General features: G+C 54.0%; 16 protein-coding genes and 2 tRNA genes. 2 read left to right on the forward strand and 16 right to left on the reverse strand.

The features are described from left to right. Positions 1–7 precede the first annotated feature (7 nt). The 4 genes from B4O97_RS05625 to B4O97_RS05640 form a co-directional block, all read right to left on the reverse strand. Positions 8–1300, reverse strand: coding sequence for a phenylacetate--CoA ligase family protein (locus tag B4O97_RS05625; protein ID WP_083049070.1), 1293 nt, complete (start codon positions 1298–1300; stop codon positions 8–10). Beyond that, positions 1297–1881 (reverse strand): indolepyruvate oxidoreductase subunit beta, encoded by a 585-nt coding sequence (locus tag B4O97_RS05630; RefSeq protein WP_083049072.1) that lies wholly within the window; start codon positions 1879–1881, stop codon positions 1297–1299. The genes B4O97_RS05625 and B4O97_RS05630 overlap by 4 nt, the downstream gene beginning before the upstream one ends. After that, the gene (locus B4O97_RS05635) at positions 1881–3503 is read right to left on the reverse strand and encodes a thiamine pyrophosphate-dependent enzyme (RefSeq protein ID WP_083049073.1); all 1623 of its coding nucleotides are present in this window, start codon (positions 3501–3503) and stop codon (positions 1881–1883) included. The genes B4O97_RS05630 and B4O97_RS05635 overlap by 1 nt, the downstream gene beginning before the upstream one ends. A 113-nt stretch (positions 3504–3616) precedes the next feature. Next, a complete protein-coding gene (locus B4O97_RS05640; protein WP_083049075.1) occupies positions 3617–4798 on the reverse strand; it encodes a pyridoxal phosphate-dependent aminotransferase in 1182 nt (393 codons plus the stop codon). A 181-nt stretch (positions 4799–4979) separates the two neighbouring features. Between B4O97_RS05640 and bcp the strand changes: the two genes are divergently transcribed. Continuing rightward, the gene (gene bcp, locus B4O97_RS05645; protein ID WP_083049076.1) at positions 4980–5432 is read left to right on the forward strand and encodes a thioredoxin-dependent thiol peroxidase; all 453 of its coding nucleotides are present in this window, start codon (positions 4980–4982) and stop codon (positions 5430–5432) included. A gap of 3 nt (positions 5433–5435) precedes the next feature. Here bcp and B4O97_RS05650 read toward each other — a convergent pair whose 3' ends face one another. Then, positions 5436–6734 (reverse strand): MFS transporter, encoded by a 1299-nt coding sequence (locus B4O97_RS05650; protein WP_233142949.1) that lies wholly within the window; start codon positions 6732–6734, stop codon positions 5436–5438. A 163-nt stretch (positions 6735–6897) separates the two neighbouring features. Here B4O97_RS05650 and B4O97_RS05655 point away from each other — a divergent pair, with 163 nt between their 5' ends. Next, positions 6898–8217, forward strand: coding sequence for an iron-containing alcohol dehydrogenase (locus tag B4O97_RS05655; RefSeq protein WP_083049078.1), 1320 nt, complete (start codon positions 6898–6900; stop codon positions 8215–8217). A 17-nt stretch (positions 8218–8234) separates the two neighbouring features. On the opposite strand, the gene leuD is transcribed toward B4O97_RS05655, so the two are convergent. From leuD to B4O97_RS05710, 11 genes are all read right to left on the reverse strand, one after another. Next, positions 8235–8831, reverse strand: coding sequence for a 3-isopropylmalate dehydratase small subunit (leuD, locus tag B4O97_RS05660; RefSeq protein ID WP_083049080.1), 597 nt, complete (start codon positions 8829–8831; stop codon positions 8235–8237). Between the two features lie 17 nt (positions 8832–8848). Beyond that, positions 8849–10243: a 3-isopropylmalate dehydratase large subunit gene (gene leuC, locus B4O97_RS05665; RefSeq protein WP_083049081.1), complete on the reverse strand. Its 1395-nt coding sequence runs from the start codon at positions 10241–10243 to the stop codon at positions 8849–8851. Between the two features lie 77 nt (positions 10244–10320). Further along, complete coding sequence (locus B4O97_RS05670; protein WP_083049083.1) at positions 10321–11331, reverse strand: DHH family phosphoesterase; 1011 nt, start codon at positions 11329–11331, stop codon at positions 10321–10323. Positions 11332–11349: 18 nt separating this feature from the next. Further along, positions 11350–12516 carry a M24 family metallopeptidase gene (locus B4O97_RS05675; protein WP_143305559.1) on the reverse strand — a complete coding sequence of 389 codons (1167 nt, stop codon included), beginning with the start codon at positions 12514–12516 and terminating at the stop codon, positions 11350–11352. Positions 12517–12522: 6 nt separating this feature from the next. Beyond that, a complete protein-coding gene (locus B4O97_RS05680; RefSeq protein WP_083049086.1) occupies positions 12523–12942 on the reverse strand; it encodes a hypothetical protein in 420 nt (139 codons plus the stop codon). A 70-nt stretch (positions 12943–13012) separates the two neighbouring features. Beyond that, positions 13013–15382, reverse strand: a complete 2370-nt coding sequence (gene lon / locus B4O97_RS05685) for an endopeptidase La (protein ID WP_083049088.1) — start codon at positions 15380–15382, stop codon at positions 13013–13015. After that, positions 15379–16620, reverse strand: a complete 1242-nt coding sequence (clpX, locus tag B4O97_RS05690) for an ATP-dependent Clp protease ATP-binding subunit ClpX (RefSeq protein WP_083049089.1) — start codon at positions 16618–16620, stop codon at positions 15379–15381. Before clpX ends, lon begins: the two co-directional genes overlap by 4 nt. Then, positions 16604–17218, reverse strand: coding sequence for an ATP-dependent Clp endopeptidase proteolytic subunit ClpP (clpP, locus tag B4O97_RS05695; protein ID WP_083049091.1), 615 nt, complete (start codon positions 17216–17218; stop codon positions 16604–16606). The genes clpX and clpP overlap by 17 nt, the downstream gene beginning before the upstream one ends. 38 nt (positions 17219–17256) lie before the next feature. Then, positions 17257–18606, reverse strand: a complete 1350-nt coding sequence (gene tig, locus B4O97_RS05700; protein ID WP_083049092.1) for a trigger factor — start codon at positions 18604–18606, stop codon at positions 17257–17259. A gap of 120 nt (positions 18607–18726) precedes the next feature. Further along, a tRNA-Gly gene (locus B4O97_RS05705) sits at positions 18727–18798 on the reverse strand. Positions 18799–18816: 18 nt separating this feature from the next. Beyond that, positions 18817–18898 (reverse strand) — tRNA-Leu (locus B4O97_RS05710). Between the last annotated feature and the right edge of the window lie 44 nt (positions 18899–18942).

Raw genomic sequence — 18942 nt, forward strand, 5'->3', positions numbered from 1 at the left:
CTCTTTGTTACATTCTGGGGCGTTGGTCCAGTACCCGTACTGCCTTGCCCTCGGCAACAGGCAGGAAACCGGGTTCATGAAGCTCCACCGTGGGATTGATACTGATGGAGACCTTCAGGTTTTCTGCAATTCTGGAACTCAGGGCCTTCAGGTCTCTGGTGTCGTCGGTAAAAATGTTTTTTCCGACCTCGGTTTTTACAATCAGTTTGTCCAGAGCGCCCATCTTCTGAACAACAATCTGGTAGTTTGTGCCTATCTCGGGCATGGCCATGATTACCTCCTCGATCTGGGAGGGAAAAACATTCACGCCGTTGATGATCAGCATATCGTCGGTGCGCCCGGTAAAACGCTGAATCCTGCGATGGGTCCGTCCGCAGGGACACTTATCCGGATATACTGCGGTGATGTCCCGGGTGCGGTAGCGGAGGAGGGGGGTGGCCTGACGGCACAGGGTCGTAAGCACCAGTTCGCCGTATTCTCCGTCCTCGACCTGATCGAGGCTCTCGCGGTCGATGATCTCCATGATGTAGTTGTCTTCCCACACGTGCATCCCCTGCTTGAAAACACATTCGAAGGCGACCCCGGGACCGTTCATCTCGCTGAGGCCGTAGGAATTGTACACGTCTATGGAAAAGAGCTCTTCGATCTTCCGGCGGATATCCTCACTGTGGGGTTCCGCACCCACCAGCGCCTTTTTCAGGGCCAGATCCTCAAGCCTGATGCCTTCCGCCTCCATCCGTGAGGCAAGATGCAGCATATAACTGGGGGTTGCATGGACGACGGTTGTGCCGAAGTCCTTCATGAGTTTGAACTGTCGTTTGGTGTTGCCGGAACTGGCGGGAATTACCAGGAGACCTGCAGCCTCCGCGCCGTAATGGAGTCCCAGGCCTCCGGTAAAGAGGCCGTAGGTCATCATGTTCTGAAAAACATCCCTGCGCTGTGCACCGGTACAGAGAATGGAACGGGCCGAAAGGGCGGTCCAGGCATCGAGGTCATGCTGATTATGATAGATGACCGTCGGCGTTCCGGTGGTTCCGGAGGATGCATGCAGACGCACAACATCGTCCAGGGGTATGGAGAGCATCCCGTAGGGAAAGGCGCTTCTGAGGTCATCCTTGCTCGTGTAAGGTATTTTCTTCAGGTCTTCCAGGGATTCGATGTCTTCGGGCCTGCTTATGCCGATTCCACCGAGACGCCGGGAGTAAAAAGGAGTCTTGAGGGCATGTCCCACGGTTTCCCGCAGTCGTGCAAGTTGAAGTTTTTCCAACTCCTCCCTGGGAACGGTTTCGACGGCCGTCATGATCCGGCTCCGCAGGCCTCCGCCAGGCTGAGTTCAAAGGCCCTGCGGTTCGCCTCCTGCACCTTTTCTCCCTTGGATCGGAAGCGTTCGTCGATGGCGGCAATGAAGTTCTCCCTGCTTATGGGTATTGATTCGGAAGCAGCTCCGATCATGACGATGTTAACCGCCTTGAGGCTTCCGGACTCCCGGGCAATGCTGCGGGCATCGACAATCCGTGCCCCGGGCTGGGAAAGTATTTCTTCCCGGATTTTATCCATACCGGGATAGACCGGAATATTCTCCACCCCCTCAGCGGCGCTGATGAGACTCCCCGAAGGGGAGAGGTAACTGATGTGCCGCAGGGCCTCCAGGGGTTCCATGCTCAGGAGCAGATCTCCTCCCGCAAGAGGGATAAGGTCCGAATCTATGGGTCCGTCGGACAGGCGCAGGTGCGAAACCACCGCTCCTCCGCGCTGGGACATCCCGTGAATTTCCGACTGGCGGACCGTCAGCCCCTGCTTCAGGGCGGCGGAAGCTATGATGGCGGCGACGCTCAGGGTTCCCTGTCCGCCGACGCCTGCAAGAATTATGTCGTATTTCATTACGCCTGTCCCTCCTGGGCAGCCTTCTTTTTATCCCGCTTTGCAGTTTCGATGCATTCCCGGATGGATACAATCACCGAAAGTCCGGGGTGATCGATCTCTTCTGCAATTATGCGTCGGTTCTCTTCGGCGTTCTTCTTCAATGGGGTTATGCTGCGAATGTGTGCAGGATCGATCTCCAGTCCCTCTATCATGCGGTGTACCCGCGAGGTGGGAAGAATCGTCTCCTGGCCCCCGGTCATTCCGACGGTTCCGTTGTCAAGAATAACGACCGTCATGGGGGTATCCGCCGCTGCGGCGTCGACAAGGGAGGTTATCCCAGAATGTAAAAAGGTACTGTCTCCGATGGTAGCTACTACCCGTTGTACTCCGGCTTCAGCGGCTCCCTTGGCCATACCTATGGAGGCTCCCATACAGACAATGGTTTCAATGGCCCGATAGGGCGGCAGGGCCCCCAGGGCATAACAGCCGATATCGGAGGTAACAACCGCATGGGAATCATCCCCGATTGCCTCGTTTATAGCCTGGTAGGTATCGATATGGGGGCAGCCCTGGCATAACTGGGGAGGCCGTCCGGGAAGCTCCATTCCGGGCTCGGAACGAAGCTGACGAGCCTCGAGGCCCAGGGCCCTGCGAACCGCATCAGGGGTAAGCTCTCCCGTCCGGGGAAGGGTTCCGTCGAGTTTACCGCTGATTGTTATATCCTGCTCCAGAATCCCCTTGAGCTTCTCTTCTATGAGGGGGTAACCCTCTTCGATTACGATTATCCGTTCACAAGCGGCGGCAAGGGTCCTGATTTTATTCCGGGGAAGGGGGTAAGCACTTATATGCAGCCTGGGAATCTCAGAACTCAGTTCGGGGAGGTTTTCATCGTAGTAATTTCTCCCCAGACCGCTGGTTATGATTCCCAGGGGATATTTTTTCCCTCCCCGGGCATTTTCCAGCGGATTTCTGGCGGAATCCCCGGCCCAGGCGAGCATCTCCTTCTCTTTTTCCAGCAGATCCAGGTAGTTCTGCCTGGCTGTGGCGGGAAGCAGCATCCAGCCCCGTTTTTCCTCCGGTTTGCTCAAGGAGTTTTCATCCCGTTTTGCCCCCACCTTGACAATCGCCCGGGAATGGGCGAGACGGGTAACGAGGCGCAGCATGACGGGAATGTGAAACTTCTCGGAAAGCTCGAAAGCCTCAAGGGTCATTTCGTAGGTTTCCTGCTGGTTTCTCGGCTCGAGGCATATAATCTTGGCGAATTCTGCAAAAAACCGGGAGTCCTGCTCATTCTGGGAACTGTGCATCCCGGGATCATCGGCAACGGCAAGTACGAGACCTCCCCGTATATTCAGCAGTCCTGAATTTACAAAAGGGTCTGCGGCCACATTCAGGCCCACATGTTTCATGGTTACCAGTACACGTTTTCCCACGAAGGAGACCCCCAGGGCGTCCTCATAGGCGGTCTTTTCGTTGGAACACCAGGCAGCATGGGGTGCTCCGTGACGTGTTTTGTAATCAATAAGGAATTCTAAAATTTCGGTGGATGGTGTGCCCGGATACCCGTAGGCGGCGCTGATGCCGGCATGAACGGCACCTAAAGCAACCGCCTCGTCCCCTAAAAGGACGATGTCGCTCATGGTTGACTCCTTCAAGTAAATCCTGTCTGGATAGCTGATCGCCGACCATTGTATGACACATCCTTCCGGGGGGTCAAGAATAGATTTTAACCATGACTGAAGTTACATTACTTTTACTTAAACTGGCGAAGCACCTTTTTGAACCCCTCCGCCGAACCTTCTATCGTGGCATCATCGACGCAGAAGGCGATGCGGAAGAAACCTTCCCGTCCGAAACCGCGGCCCGGTACGGTAAGAATGCGTTCCTGCTGCAGTGCCTGGACAAGCCTTAGATCATCGCCTCCCGGTGCCTTGGGAAAGAGGTAAAAGGTCCCGGCGGGTCTGGTGAACTCGTAACCCGCATCTGCGAGAACATCGCAGATCATGTCGCGTTTTCGTCGGTATACCTCTATGTCGGCACTGACCCCCTGGAGTTCTCCCACGATACGCTGCATAAAGGCCGGGGCATTGACGTAGCCCAGTATCCTGTTGCAGAGGATTGCCGCATTTACCAGGTTTTTCATATCCTCGGCTTCAGGATGTATAGCAAGCCAGCCGATACGTTCCCCGGGTATCGAAAGGTCCTTGGAGTAGGATGTCGCTATCAGGCTGTGGGGATAGGCCTTGAAAACGCTGCCGGGTTCGACCTCCCCGTAGACAATCTTGCGGTAGGGTTCATCGGATATAAGATAGATGGTCCTGTTTATCTCCCGGCTCCTGGCGGTAAGCATTTCGCCCAGGCGGTCCAGATACTCCTGGGTATAGACCGTACCGGTGGGGTTATTGGGAAAATTTATGATAAGTGCCGCAGTTCGGGGACCGATCTCTTCGGCCAGACGTTCGATGTTGGGTAGAAAATCGGGACCCGTGGGGACGGTATTGAGGATTCCCCCATGGTTGTCGCAGTAAAACTGGTACTCCATAAAGTAGGGGCTGGGGCAGAGAATGTAATCCCCATGGTTTATAAGGGATTTGAGGGCGACATTCAGGGCTCCGCCGGCTCCCACGGTCATGATCACGTTACCTGCATCCAGGGGAATTCCGTATTCACCGCTTATATAAGCCGCAACCTTCTCCCGTACAGCAGGGTATCCCGCATTGGGCATATAGGAGTGGAGTCCTGAGGAGGTTTCCGCTGCCTGACGAGACAGGGCTTCCTGAAATTCCCGTGGCGGCTCAAGATTGGGATTGCCGAGACTGAAATCAAAGACATTGTCATTACCATGTTCTGCTTTCAATTTTGCCCCGGCTTCGAACATGCGTCGAATCCAGGATGATTTCTCCATTGTGGACAGGATCTTGCGGGAAATCGCCATATATACTCCTTCTTATCTCCGCTAAAAATACCCGGATAACAGTCATTGAATCAAGCGGGGAAGATGCCAGTTTCTGGAGAAAAAAGAGAAATATTCATTATTTTGTTAATAAATAATCTTGCCCTCCCTGTACAGGCTGGGTAATTTTAAATCGAAATAAAAACTGCTGCAAGGAGAGGTTATGGTCGAAGAAGGCACGATAATGGAGGATTTCAGCCTGCAGGACAGCGAAGGCAAGGATGTATCCCTCTCTGATTTTTCCGGTAAAAAAGTTGTGGTTTATTTTTATCCGAAGGACAACACCCCGGGCTGCACCAGGGAGGCCTGCAGTTTCCGGGACAACTACGACGCCATCCTTGACAGGGGGGCGGTGGTTCTGGGGATCAGCACAGATTCGGTAAAGTCCCATGGAAACTTTAAAAAGAAGTACGATCTTCCTTTCATTCTTCTCAGCGATCCTGATAAAACGGTTCTGAAGCGTTTCGGCGCCTGGGGAGAGAAAAAGATGTACGGAAAGAGCTACGAGGGTATACTCCGGTCGACCTTCATTCTCGATGAGAACCGGAAAGTCCTGAAGGTCTTTCCGAAGGTCAGTCCTGCAGATCACGGCACCGAGATTCTCGAGTACCTGTAGCTCCTATTCCAGGTACTCCTCGGCCATGCGTTCTCCCTCCTGCTGGTCGACCCGGGCAAAGAGGATGCCCCCGGCCAGAAAGAGAAGAATGATGGAAAGAATCCCCAGACGGTTGCTCCCGGTAAGGATGGTAACGCTTCCCATCATGAAGGGGCCCAGGACGGCGGCAAATTTTCCAAGCATGTTAAAGAAACCGTAGAACTCTCCGGCCCTTTTTTCCGGAATAATGCGGGAGTAGAAGCTTCTGCTCAGGGCCTGAATACCGCCCTGAAAAAGTCCCACCAGAGCGGCCAGCATGAAGAAGTGGGCCTCCGTCTTCATGAAATATCCGAGCACCGCGATCATGCAGTAGGCAAAGATGGCTGTTATTATGGCCCGTTTTATTCCCACCTTGCGGGCAAAAAGATTGTAGAGCAGGGCCCCGGGAAAGGCGATAAACTGGACCATAAGGAGGGCGGTTATCAATGCCCCGCCGCTGAAGCCCAGGGAGCTCCCGTAATCCACGGACATGCGGATTATTGTGTCCACTCCGTCTATATAGAACCAGTAGGCCAGCAGGAACAGTCCCACCACCTTCAGGTGGCGTATGTGGTTGATAGTCTCCCTGATCTGCCTCCAGCCTCTGACCACAGCGGATGAAAAACCCTCCCGTTTTCCGGTACGAGGCTCGGGAACAAATAGAAAAAGCGGAAGGGAAAAGAGTGCCCACCAGAGGGCAACGGAGAGAAAGGCGAGGCGTATGGCGGTGTTCCCATCGGGAATACCGAAGAGCTCGGGTCTCTGGAACATGATTACATTTACGAGAAAAAGCAGCCCGCCTCCGATGTAACCCAGGGCAAATCCCAGGGAGGATACGTAATCCACCTTTTTGCGGGATGCCACGCTTACAAGGAGAGCATCGTAAAAAATATTACCCCCGGAAAATCCTACGGTACCCAGAATATAAAGAACAGCGGCAAGCTGCCAGTTGCCCTGCCTGACAAACCAGAGGGCTCCGGTGGACAGAATACCGAGATACGCAAAAGCAAAGAGCATACGTTTTTTCAGGGAACCTTTGTCAGCTATGGCTCCGAGGATCGGAGCCGAGAGGGCCACAATAATGGATGCGATTGACACCGATGAGCCGAGATAAAAGGTGCTGGCCTGGGGATTCGCGGGGTCCGACCAGTAAGCCTTGAAAAAGAGAGGAAAGAATCCTCCCATAACCGTGGTTGCAAAGGCGCTGTTTCCCCAATCATAGAGGGACCAGCTTATAATGCCTTTACGGCTGTCCTGCCCGGCGGGCATACCGGAATTTTTCAATGTCGTCTCCTTCTCTGTCATTATTATAACAGAGAGGGCTAAATACAGGGAGATAAATAAAATAAAGGGCGCCTCTGAAAATTTGAGGATGCCCGACAGTATTTTCCCCCTCCCTTGATTGAAAAAGAATCGCCTCTATGGTAATCAGAAAGGTGGAGGGTCTATGAGCTATTATCAACGCTATCTCGAGGTACATCCCCTCGATGTGTGCCCTGAAATCCTGATTTCTTCCGATGCCGTGTTGCATCTGCAGCGGAAACTTTCCGAAAGTGCCGGGCCTTCCCTTATACTGCTGGATCCCGATACGGAAAAAGCCGTATCCGCCTATCTGAACCCGGGAGACCTGGAAACCCGGGGAGATCCTCTTTACCGGTTGCCGGCAAATCCTCTTCCCAGCCTCGAACTGGTAAAGGAGATTGCCCGGGAAGCTGAGGAAAGAAAGGTAAAGCGTATAGTGGGTATCGGCAGCGGCGTTATCAGCGATTGTGCGAAGCAGGCCGCCTTCGAGGCCGGAATCGACAACTGGTGCCTGATGACAGCCGCCTCCGTGGATGCCTTTACCTCGGGTACTGCCGCCATCCGGGTGGAGGGGTATCATGAGTCCCTTCCCACCAGACCGACGGAGGCCGTATTCTGCGATCTGCGGATTCTTGCGGAGGCGCCCCGGCGTTTGACCCTCTCCGGGCTTGGAGACATGGCGGGAAAGTTCATTGCCGTCCCCGACTGGCGCATGAGTTCCATGGTTACGGGAGAGTTTTTTAACGAAGATGCGGCGAATTTTGCCTCAGGATCCGCCAGTCTGGCCCTCAGGGATATCGACAGCATTCTCTCCGGATCAGAAAGGGGATGTACGAATGCCGCAGATGCCCTGCTGACATCCGGTCTCATAATGCAGAGTCTGAAAAGCTCACGCCCCGCTTCGTCGACGGAACATATTCTGGCACACTTCTGGGAGATGGAGCATCTGGTGAAGAACCGGGAATGGGACCTGCACGGCGTTCTGGTAGCCGCGGCCTCCCGTTTTGTTATTTCCGCCTACCGCGAAATTCTTGCCCTGATTACCGGTTCTGATCCGAACCTGGAACGGGCTCGGCAGCTCTTTGCCGGTGCTGCAGCTCTTCCTGATGCTCCCTGGCTTTCCGAAAAAACCAGGATAAAACTGGCAAGGGAGCTGAAAGAACGGGACAACAGTCCGCAGGGGCATGCAAACAGGGTGGAGAAGCTTGTGCCCCTGAGATATGAGCTGAAGAATATATATACATCCTTCCTCGATACCGCAGAAGAGGGTCTTGAAGGTCTGTATAAAGCCGGACTTCCCCTGGATCTGGGGTCCCTTGGAATCGACAGGGAACGCGGGCGCTTCGGACTCAATAATGTCCGCTTCCTTCGCAACCGCTATACCCTTCTGGACGTCGCCCGGGACCTGGGTTTTGACAGGGAAGCCGAAGAAATTATCAACCGGGCCTACGACTCATCCTTTTAGTCGGCTGTATCCGGATCCTAGGTGAAGGAGTAGTGCAGGGAGCCTTCCACCTTCTCAATCTCGTCCTTTGCCTGAAGAAGCAGCGAGGTCGAATCCCAGCTTCCGTCCAGCATCGCCCTGCGATAGGTTTCCGGCATTGAGGCTTCGACCTGATAGTCCCCTGCTCTGATTGTCATGTTTTCGAGGTCGATCTGTATTTCGATTCCCGGATCTGCGGCCACCAGTTTTTGAAGCTGAAGCGCAGCCTCTTCGGATACCGTGACTGTCGGCATTCCCAGGGCGCTGCAGTTTCCGGCAAATATCTCTGCAAAGGATTCCCCCACAAGAGCGCCGATACCGAAATCCCTCAGGGCCTGGGGGGCGTGTTCCCGGGAAGATCCGCAGCCGAAGTTTTTGTTTACCACCATGATTGATGCACCCGTGTAGCGGGGGCTGTTCATGGGATGATCCTTCGGTTTTCCCTCTTCGTCGTAGCGTTCGTCGTAGAAGGCGTAGGCCCCCAGGCCCGAGAAGGTCACACTCTTCATGTAGCGTGCCGGAATAACACGGTCCGTATCTATATCGTTGCCCTGGATCGGCAGGGCTTTGCCGGAAATGGATGTAATCTTCTTCATCTGTTCAGCTCCCTTGATTAAAGACTCTCACGGATATCTACCACCTGCCCGGCCAGGGCTGCGGCGGCTACCATTGCCGGGCTCATCAGCAGGGTGCGCCCGCTGGGAGATCCCTGGCGGCCGATGAAATTGCGGTTCGAAGAGCTGGCGGAAATCTCCGGACCCCGGAGTTTGTCAGGATTCATGGCAAGACACATCGAACAGCCGGCTCCCCGCCACTCGAATCCAGCCTGGGTAAAAATCCTGTCCAGACCCTCGGCTTCAGCCTGTCGGGCGATGCTCATGGAACCCGGGACAACCATGCCCCGCACCTTTGATGCAATCCTCCTGCCCTTGACAATGGCCGCGGCCTCCCGCAGGTCGCTTATTCGGCCGTTGGTGCAGGAGCCGAGAAATGCCACATCTATGGGGGTACCCTTTATGGCGTTTCCGGGACGAAACCCCATATGCTCATAGGCCCGTGCGGCGACCTCCCGCTCATCCCGGCTCATCCCATCGGGATCGGGAAGGGGGCGGTCAACTTCGAGGGCCTGCCCGGGGTTTATTCCCCAGGTCACCATGGGCGCAATGCTTCCGCCGTCTATCAGGTACTCATCGTCATAGGTGGCATCGGCATCCGAGGCGTAGCTCTGCCAGCGTTGTACAGCTTCGGAGAAATCTTTGGGGGCGTAGGGACGTCCCTTTATATAATCGAAGGTAGTGGCGTCGGGATTCACGTAACCGAAGCGTGCTCCGCCTTCTATGCTCATGTTGCAGATTGTCATCCGCTCTTCCATGCTGAGGGCTTCGATGGCCTCGCCGGCATACTCGTAGGCGTAGCCCAGACCTCCCTTGACGCCCAGGTCACGGATAATGCGGAGGATTATATCCTTGGCATAGACTCCCGGACCGAGTTTTCCGTCGATCCTGATTCGACGGATCTTGGGCTTCGATATGGCCATGGTTCCTGAGGCAAGGATGTCCCGGATCTGGGATGTGCCGATTCCGAAGGCGATGGAACCGAAGGCCCCGTGGGTGGAGGTATGGGAATCACCGCAGGCGATGGTCATCCCCGGCTGGGTCAGTCCCATTTCGGGCCCGACAATGTGAACGATTCCCTGGCGGCCGGATTTGAGGTTGAAAAAGGTGATACCGAACTCATCTGTGTTCTTTTCCAGCTCGGCCATCATCTTCTCGGCCAGTTCATCCTGGAAGGGGCGCTGCTGGTCCCTGGTCGGTACAATATGATCGACGGTTGCAAAGGTTCTTCCGGGAAACTTGACACCCAGCCCCATGGTCCGAAGCATGTCGAAGGCCTGGGGAGATGTTACCTCGTGAATAAGGTGCAGCCCGATCAGCAGCTGATCCTGTCCTGAAGGCAGGGTACGTACAAGATGATGTTCCCAGACCTTGTCCAGCAGGGTTTTTGCCATAGTGCCTCCTTGAATGGTGCATATGTGATGGTTAAAGATTATAAATATTATCAGAAAAGTCCAGAAGATTTTGCCCTTCAGCCGGAGGATTTCATCGCCTTATCCAGAAGTGGAAGAAGTCTGAGTTCAAGCTCTTCCCGTTTCCCGGTAAAGCTGAAGCCTGCTGCTTTCTGATGCCCCCCGCCGCCGAAACCGGAGGCAATTGCCCCGACATCGAGATCGTAAAGCGACCTGAGCCCCGCACTGCAGCGGCCCGGCCCTTCTTCACGTATTACAGCTGCCGCTTCGCAGCCTCTGGTGCCAAGAAGGAGCTGATACAGCATATCGGAATCCCTGGCTGCCGGACCCAGTTCCTCCAGATCCTTCAGGGATTCCCAGGTATAGATAAGCCTTCCTTCCGACAGCGGACGGGCCCGTTCAAGCATCCTTCCCAGGAGTACTCTGGATGAGAATGGACGGTTACCGTACATTCTTGCGAAGGTCTTTTTTGGAGAAGCCCCCGCTTCAATGAGTCTTGATGCGCTCCTGAAGGCGGGTGCGCCGTTTTCGCTGAGGTGGCGGAAAAACCCGGTATCCGTTGCAAGACCGAAAAAGAGCTGTCCTGCGGCACCGGACTCGATGGGTGTTTCAAAGCTTTCTATCAGTCCCTGAATCATCAGGGTGACGGCGGGGCACGAGGAATCCACCCATCGGAGATCGCCGAAGAGAGTCCCCGAGGCATGATGATCGATAACGCAAAGCGGCAGGCCTTCTATGTCATCTTTCAGATCCCCAAGTCTGTCCGGGGTCGAGCAGTCCAGAACAACAACTGCAGTATCTCCCCGGGGATTGTTTTTCTCAGGATCCGGTATTCGTTTCTGGAAGCGCGGAGCCAGGTCTTCAATCTCAGGCCTGGAAAAAGGTCCCGGGGAGTAGAGCTGAGCGGACCAGCCCCTGGAAATAAGAAATTCCGCCAGGGCCAGCTGAGAGCCGAGGCAGTCTCCGTCGGGTTCGGTATGTCCCAGGATCAGGAAATTCCGGTGGCTGCGGAAAAAATCGAGAATCTCTCCTGGGGGTACATAGCCTTTATTATCTGAAGGGTTGATCATAGCTGTCCTTGTGGCTTCTTAAAATAGAACCGTTAGGTTCTGCTGAACCGGACCGCCGGATATTACGGGAACCCCGTTTTTTATGTATACGTTTATCTCGGTCCGCAGCCCGAACTCCTCCAGGTATAATCCAGGCTCCACGGAGAAGCAGGATCCTTCCATAAAGGGCCGTGTATCGGGGAACTCGACGCTGTCAAGGTTGACGCCGTATCCGTGGGGCTCGGTGTCTATTCCATGTCCGGTACGATGACGTATGCCCCTCTGGAAACCCGATTCTATAAGAATCTTTCGCGCGGTCTCGTCCGCCTCCGCGCCGGAAACCCTGCGGCGGGGAAGCTCATTCTTAAGAAAATCGACAACTCCGTCCCTGGCGTTTTTTATTGCGGAAAAAGCGGAAGATATTCCTTCAGGAACTTCCTTCCCGGTAAATAGTACCCAGGAGATGTCCGCGTACACGGCGCCGGGGGTCTTCTCCTTAGCCCAGAGGTCCAGCTGAACAGGCATATCCTTTTCTATTCCGGCCCCGCCGTTTTGCGGCATGTAATGGGGGTCCCTGGAGTTTTTCCCGGCGGCTACAATAGGCGGATGGTTGTATACGAGTCCCCGCTTATTGAACTCCTCCAGAATCCAGCTCTGAATATCCCCTTCGCTGCACCTGTTTCCGCCGGCGAGGGCGGTGGAAAGACGTTCCCGGCAGACGGATACAATTTTGTACAGATGAGCTGCACTCCGCTCGTGGGAGGCTATGTCAGCGTCCTTCAGGAGCCCTTTGACCTTCTGAATGAGGGTTCCCGACGAGGAGATGCTTATACCGGCCTCCTTCAGGAGCAGGGCCGTTCCATGATCAAGAAAGGAGAAAATGGACAGCTCCGGAGAGAACTGGGCTGCCAGGTAGAGGCCATCGTACTTCTTCAGGAGACTCTTCAGTTCGGAAAGGGAAGTATAGACGTGCTCAGTGCCGGGAAGGCCTGAAAGGTAGTTTTTCTCCACGGCATGGGTGATTTTTATGCATCGCTCAGGGTCGGAAAAAAGAATATAAAACCAGCGCCGCGTGTTGACCGCATCCTTCGGGAGTCCGAGAAGGTCCTCCGCCAGGGGGTCGCGGTGCTGGAAACCGTAAAACAGCCAGCCGTCAACATCCTCCGCGCCGACGGCTTCGCGCATTCCTGCCAGGTTGTCAGTCAAAACGGATCAGAATTGCAGGTCGTCAAGAGTCTCAACATCAAAGCGGTCGGCATAGGCTTCCGGATTCCGCATTATCCCCCAGCTCAGATGATTTTTATCTTCCCGCAGATACAGCCGGACATGGCTGAACTCGCCGTTTTTCCAGAAAATGGAAAAATAGGGAAAAGCCGGATTTTCGTCCATGACGAGTTCTCCTTTCCCTCTGTTTCCTGCTCCCGGTTCGTACTGAAACCAATCTACCGGAACATACATATCAGCAAGTTCCATGTTGGTACGCCGATAGATAATTCTGTAACCGTCACGGTGGGCGTATACCCTGGTGATGGGAAGGGATTTAAAGAAGAATTCTGATTCATCCGCCACCGCAGAGACGGCAAACAGCGTCAGGAGTAACACGGCGATAACAAGGACGAGTTGTTTTTTCACAATAGAACCTCCTGTTCTCTCAGTATTATACATAGCCGATATCGTGAAAATCAAGCAATAAAACCGGCTCTTACTCACTGTACTCGGTAAAAAGGATACCCAGGGCCTCCCGGATGGAAGATGCGTACCTCAGTTTCAGTTTACCCGTTACTTCCCGGGGAAGATCCAGGGCATCCTTCCGGTTCCGTTCCGGCAGAAGCACCTCGTTAAGGTCGTTGCGGTAGGCGGCCAGGACTTTTTCCTTGACCCCTCCAATGGGAAGCATGAGTCCGGTAAGGGTTATCTCTCCGGTCATGGCGATCCCTTCCCGTATCAGATGGCCGGTGAAGGCACTCAGCATTGCCGAGGTAAGGGTTATACCGGCGGAAGGACCATCCTTGGGTATGGCCCCTTCGGGCACGTGGATATGAATGTCCCGTTCCTTCGCGAAAGCGGTGTCGAGACCAAGTTCTTCAGCATGGGTCCTCAGGAAGGAGAGGGCAGCACGGGCTGACTCCTTCATGACGTCTCCCAGACTGCCGGTCAGAATCAGTTCCCCCGAGCCTTCAAAAACGCCGACCTCCACGGGAAGCAGGGTGCCGCCCATCTCAGTCCAGGCCAGGCCCAGGGCTATACCGGCCCGCCGCTCCTTGTGAAGGTCATTCCGCTGGTACCTGGGCTGGCCAAGGTAGGAACGTACTTTTTTTGGAGTGATCTGGACGGTAAAATGCTCCTGTTCCCGTTTTTCTTCCCGGGTATAACCGCCTTTTACGGCTTCCCTGGCGGTTTTCCGTATTACCGTGGCGATTTCCCGCTCAAGGTTTCGCACCCCGGATTCCATGGTGTAGGAGTTGATAATCTCCATAAGCGCCTTGTCCTGAAACTTCACATCCGCCCAGGAGAGGCCGTTCTCTTCCAGCTGCTTGGGAACAATGAAACGCTTGGCGATTTCCGCCTTTTCGTAATCCGAATACCCCGGAACCTCGATGATTTCCATGCGGTCAAGCAGGGGATAGGGAATCGAGTGGGTGGAGTTGGCCGTCGTTATGAACATGACCTCCGAAAGGTCATAGGGGACCTCGAGATAATGGTCGACAAAGGAGTTGTTCTGTTCCGGATCAAGAACCTCCAGCATGGCGGAAGCGGGGTCGCCCCGGAAGTCGGAATTGAGCTTGTCAATCTCATCGAGCAGGAAAACCGGGTTTATGTTCTCCGCCCGTTTCATCCCCTGGATGATTTTCCCCGGCAGTGCGCCGACATAGGTTTTGCGGTGGCCCCGGATTTCCGCCTCGTCCCGCACGCCCCCCAGGGATATGCGGATAAACTCACGGTTCAGAGCCCGGGCGACGGATTTGCCAAGAGAGGTTTTACCCGTACCCGGCGGACCGACAAAGCAGAGGATGGGCCCTTTGAGCCGGGGATTCAGCTGCCGGACGGCGATAAAGTCAAGGATACGTTCCTTGGGTTTTTTCATGTTGAAATGATCTTCATCGAGGATTCGCGCAGCCGCTTCTATATCGCGGTTATCCTCCGAACGGGAGCTCCAGGGAAGATCGGCGATCCATTCAAGATATGTACGGAGCACACCGGATTCCGGAGACATGGGCTGCAGCTTGCCAAGGCGGGCTGACTCTTTTTTGGCCTTGTCCAGAACCTCCTGGGGAGGTTGACGTTCTTCGATGCGGGTAAGCAGCTCATTGGTGCCGCTGGAATCCTGGTCGTCCCGCCCGAGTTCGCGGTTGATCTCCTTGAGCTGTTCATTGAGAAAGTATTCGCGCTGGTTTCGTTCAAGCTTTTTCTTGACCTTGGAGGTAATCCTGCTCTGAATCTGAAGAACCTGGTTCTCTCCCTCCAGCGCTACAGCGAGGATTTCCAGGCGCTCCTCCGGATCCGAAGATGAAAGCAGCTCGATCTTCTTTTCAACCCTGAAGGGAACATGGGCGCACACAAGATCCACCAGCTTGTCCGGATGCTCGGCCTTGCGGATGTCTTCCTGGGAGTCCTTGGGAATTTTCTTGTTTATGGTGCCGTAGGCGCCGAAGGCATCCTGAACGGTATTCATCAGGGCCGCGATGGTGGGATTCAGCTCCACAGAGGACTCGATAAGCGAAAAAGAGGCGGTGGGGTAGCCCTTTCTGTCGAAGGTCCGGGTAAGCCGGGCCCGATGTTTGCCCTCGGCAAGGACCCTGACAGTCCCGTCGGGAAGCTTGAGCATCTGAAGGATTTTCGCCACCGTACCGGTTTCGTGATAATCAGTCTCCTCCGGCGGTTCGTTCAGGTTTTTCTGATAGGCGAAAAAGACCATCCTGTCCGAAGCCATCGCGGCCTCAAGGGCCTTGTTTTTGGGGCCCTTTTCGGCAAAGAAGGGAATGACCATGTAGGGAAAAACAACAAGCTCCCTCATGGGTATGAGAGGGAGCTCCTGTTTCGGAGAAAAAATCGGCAGTTTGTTCAGCTTCATGCGCTTTTTCTGTTAAGCAGTATTTCCGGCTTTTCTTCGCCCCTGATTACGTCTCCGGTGATTACGACCTTCTTCTCTCCGCTTATGGAGGGAATATCGTACATGATATCCATCATGATATTCTCGACTATGGAACGAAGTCCCCGGGCACCGGTCTTGCGGTCCAGGGCCTGCTGGGCGATAGCGTCGATTGCTTCGTCGGTAAAAATAAGGTCGACCTCGTCAAGCTTCATGAGGGACTTATACTGCTTGACGATGGAGTTCCTGGGTTCGGTTATGATACGCCGGAGGTCCTCTTTCTCAAGGTTGGTCAGGTTCACGGTTATGGGGAGCCGTCCGATAAACTCGGGGATCAGACCGAACTTTATCAGATCGTCGGGATGCAACTTGGAGTAGAGGTCCGCCAGGTCTTTATCTTCCGATGAACGGACATTGGCACCGAAACCCATGGGATGCTCCAGGGTCCGGGATTCGATTATCTTGTCCAGACCGACGAAGGCGCCTCCGCAGATAAAGAGGATGTTGCTGGTATCGATCTTGAGCATCTCCTGGTTAGGATGCTTTCTGCCTCCCTGAGGGGGCACGGAGGCAACCGTTCCCTCGATAATCTTGAGGAGGGCCTGCTGAACCCCTTCGCCGGAGACGTCCCGGGTAATGGAGGCGTTTTCGCCCTTGCGGGAGATCTTGTCGATTTCGTCGATGTAGATAATACCCCGCTCAGCGGCGGCGATATTGTTCCCGGCGTTCTGGATCAGCTTGAGAAGAATATTTTCGACATCTTCTCCCACATAACCCGCCTCGGTAAGGGTCGTGGCGTCGGCGATGGCAAAGGGCACCTTGAGTTTCTTGGCCAGAGTCTTGGCCAGCAGGGTCTTGCCGGTACCCGTGGGTCCGGTCATGAGGACATTGGCTTTTTCCAGCTCAACCTCGTCGTCAATAATGCCCTTGTGGGTAATGCGGCGGTAGTGGTTGTAGACGGCCACGGAGAGAACCTTTTTCGCCGTTTCCTGACCGATCACATAGTTATCCAGGTAGCTTTTTATATCCTGGGGGGTAGGTACATCATCGATAAACTCGGAGGTAAGGACGTCTTCCTCTTCGTCGAGGATTTTTTTGCATACATTGACGCATTCGTCACATATAAAAACCCCCGGCCCGGCAATGAGCCGTCGGGCGATATCGGCGCTCTTACCGCAGAAGGAGCATACCTTCAGTCCGTCGTTACGTGTTTTTGCCATTTCCACCCCTTATAAGAACGCTGTCCACAAGACCGTAGTCAACAGCTTCCTGAGCTGAGAGAAAATAGTCCCGCTCCAGATCCTTCTCTATTACGGAAACAGGTTTTCCTGTGTGCTGACTGAAGTATTCGATGAGCATACGCTTGAGCCGTACAATCTCCCGGGCCTGAATACCGATATCGGAGGCCTGTCCCTGTACACCGCCCCAGGGCTGGTGAATAAGGATACGGGAGGAGGGCAGGGCAAAACGCTTGCCGGCGGTACCGCAGGTCAGGAGCATTGCCCCCATGGAGGCTGCCTGGCCAAGACAGATGGTCTGAACATCCGCTTTTATATGCTGAATAGTGTCATAGATCGCCAGGCCGGCGGTAACCGATCCGCCTGGAGAGTTGATGTAGAGACTGATATCCCGTTCAGGATCCTGGGATTCGAGGAACAGAAGCTGTGCCACGACGAGGTCGGCGCTGATATCGTTAATCTCTCCATCTATAAAGACAATCCGGTCCTTTAAGAGCCGGGAGAAAATGTCGTAGGAGCGCTCCCCGACGCCCGTCTGTTCAACAACAATCGGAACCAGGGTATTCATCTGTTCATTCATATATCTCATGTATCCTTGACGTTTCGTGTCTTATCAATTTACTTATTTCTGTTCATTACGTCCACATAGGACTCTTTTTTCCCTTTCTTGACCTCAGAGATTTCCAGAAGCCGGTCGAAGAGTTTGCGGTTCAGAAGGTCGGACCTCAGATACTCTTCCATGTTGTTGTTATCAACATACTCCCTGGTCTGTTCAAGGGTCATATCGCTCCGTTCAGCCTGTTCAGCGAGTTCCTTCTCGTAATCCTCGTCGTTTACCTTAATATCTTCGGCTTCAATGAGTTTTCCTATAACTAGTTGTGCCTTCAAAGATTTCTCAGCATCATCCCGCCATTCGGCAAGAAGGGCAGCTTTGTCCTTCCCCTGAATCGAAAGGAGCTGCAGAAGCTGATCCTCGGACATTCGGGACTGCATCTGGAAATTTCTCCAGGAGTTTTCCAGCTCTGCGGCGACCATGGATTCGGGTACATCGATCTCCGATTTTTCAACGATCTGTTCAAGGAGGGAGTCTATTTTGATGGATCTCAGGCGCTGCTCGAGACTGCTCTCGAGTCGTTTCTTTATGTCGTCCTTCAGGTCTTTCAGGGTTTCGAACTTCTCGTTCACGTCCTGGGCCAGTTCATCGTCCAGAGCGGGGAGCTGCTTCTCCTTGACAACCTTGAGGCTGACCTTGATGGTCTTCTCGCTGCCCGCAAGCTCCTGGTACTCGAAATCTTCGGGGAAGCTCTTCTTTATCTCTTTTTCTTCCCCGGTTTTCATGCCGACAAGATCGTCGTCGATCTTGTACATGTTGTAGCCGGAACCCACGGTAAAGACAAAATCCTCCCGCCGGGTACCTTCCACCTCCTGGCCGTTTTCATCCAGTTCGACGTAATCGACGGTAACAATATCGTCCTTCTCGACGGGCTTTTCCTTTTCCATGACAACAGAGTTCTGGTCGCGGATCTTTTCAAGCTCCTCGTCGATCTCCTTCTTTCCGACCTTGACCTCCGGCTCTTCCACGGTCAGGCCCTTGTATTCTCCCAGTGTGATATCGGGAAAAACGTCATATTTAACGGAGAAGGTAAAGTCCTCATCCTCGTTGACGAGAGCCTCGTCCTGAAGTTCCGGGGTGGAGTAGGCAATGGGACGCTCCTCGATTTCTTCAAAAAGCTCCTTGAGGCTCTCTTCAATGACCTTCATGGAGGTTTCATAGCGTATACTTTCACCGTATTTCTGCAGAAGAATGCCTGCAGGGACCTTTCCTTTACGGAATCCCTTGACGTGGGCTGTTTTGCAGTATTTATCCACAAGCCCGTCGAACTCTTTGCGCACGTCTTCTTTGGCCACTGTAACCGTAAGTTTTACAGCGGACTTTTCCAGTTTTTCAATTTCCTTATTCGCAACCATCTTAACCTCACAAACAAGCAGTCATTGTATTCCCGACTTTAACGGGGAATACCCTATTGAGTATAATTAGGGAGTACAAAAAAAGCGATCTGGAGACAACCAGATCGCTTTATCAAATAGAGCGAGAGACGGGACTTGAACCCGCGACATCCACCTTGGCAAGGTGGAGCTCTACCACTGAGCTACTCTCGCGCGAATTGCAGGATCTATTGCGAGAGAAGGGACTTGAACCCTTACACCTTTCGGCACTAGATCCTAAGTCTAGCGTGTCTGCCAATTCCACCACTCTCGCGATGGAGCCCCATTATACACACTAAACTGTTTTCGTCAACCCGG

Origin of the sequence: Marispirochaeta aestuarii (assembly GCF_002087085.1) — a bacterium.
Lineage (GTDB): Bacteria > Spirochaetota > Spirochaetia > JC444 > Marispirochaetaceae > Marispirochaeta > Marispirochaeta aestuarii.

What these genes read in the sequence shown, in the direction of transcription:
- B4O97_RS05625 (WP_083049070.1), bottom strand. Translation starts at nt 1,300, where the DNA reads ATGACGGCCGTCGAAACCGTTCCCAGGGAGGAGTTGGAAAAACTTCAA.
- B4O97_RS05630 (WP_083049072.1), bottom strand. Translation starts at nt 1,881, where the DNA reads ATGAAATACGACATAATTCTTGCAGGCGTCGGCGGACAGGGAACCCTG.
- B4O97_RS05635 (WP_083049073.1), bottom strand. Translation starts at nt 3,503, where the DNA reads ATGAGCGACATCGTCCTTTTAGGGGACGAGGCGGTTGCTTTAGGTGCC.
- B4O97_RS05640 (WP_083049075.1), bottom strand. Translation starts at nt 4,798, where the DNA reads ATGGCGATTTCCCGCAAGATCCTGTCCACAATGGAGAAATCATCCTGG.
- bcp (WP_083049076.1), top strand. Translation starts at nt 4,980, where the DNA reads ATGGTCGAAGAAGGCACGATAATGGAGGATTTCAGCCTGCAGGACAGC.
- B4O97_RS05655 (WP_083049078.1), top strand. Translation starts at nt 6,898, where the DNA reads ATGAGCTATTATCAACGCTATCTCGAGGTACATCCCCTCGATGTGTGC.
- leuD (WP_083049080.1), bottom strand. Translation starts at nt 8,831, where the DNA reads ATGAAGAAGATTACATCCATTTCCGGCAAAGCCCTGCCGATCCAGGGC.
- leuC (WP_083049081.1), bottom strand. Translation starts at nt 10,243, where the DNA reads ATGGCAAAAACCCTGCTGGACAAGGTCTGGGAACATCATCTTGTACGT.
- B4O97_RS05670 (WP_083049083.1), bottom strand. Translation starts at nt 11,331, where the DNA reads ATGATCAACCCTTCAGATAATAAAGGCTATGTACCCCCAGGAGAGATT.
- lon (WP_083049088.1), bottom strand. Translation starts at nt 15,382, where the DNA reads ATGAAGCTGAACAAACTGCCGATTTTTTCTCCGAAACAGGAGCTCCCT.
- clpX (WP_083049089.1), bottom strand. Translation starts at nt 16,620, where the DNA reads ATGGCAAAAACACGTAACGACGGACTGAAGGTATGCTCCTTCTGCGGT.
- clpP (WP_083049091.1), bottom strand. Translation starts at nt 17,218, where the DNA reads ATGAATGAACAGATGAATACCCTGGTTCCGATTGTTGTTGAACAGACG.
- tig (WP_083049092.1), bottom strand. Translation starts at nt 18,606, where the DNA reads ATGGTTGCGAATAAGGAAATTGAAAAACTGGAAAAGTCCGCTGTAAAA.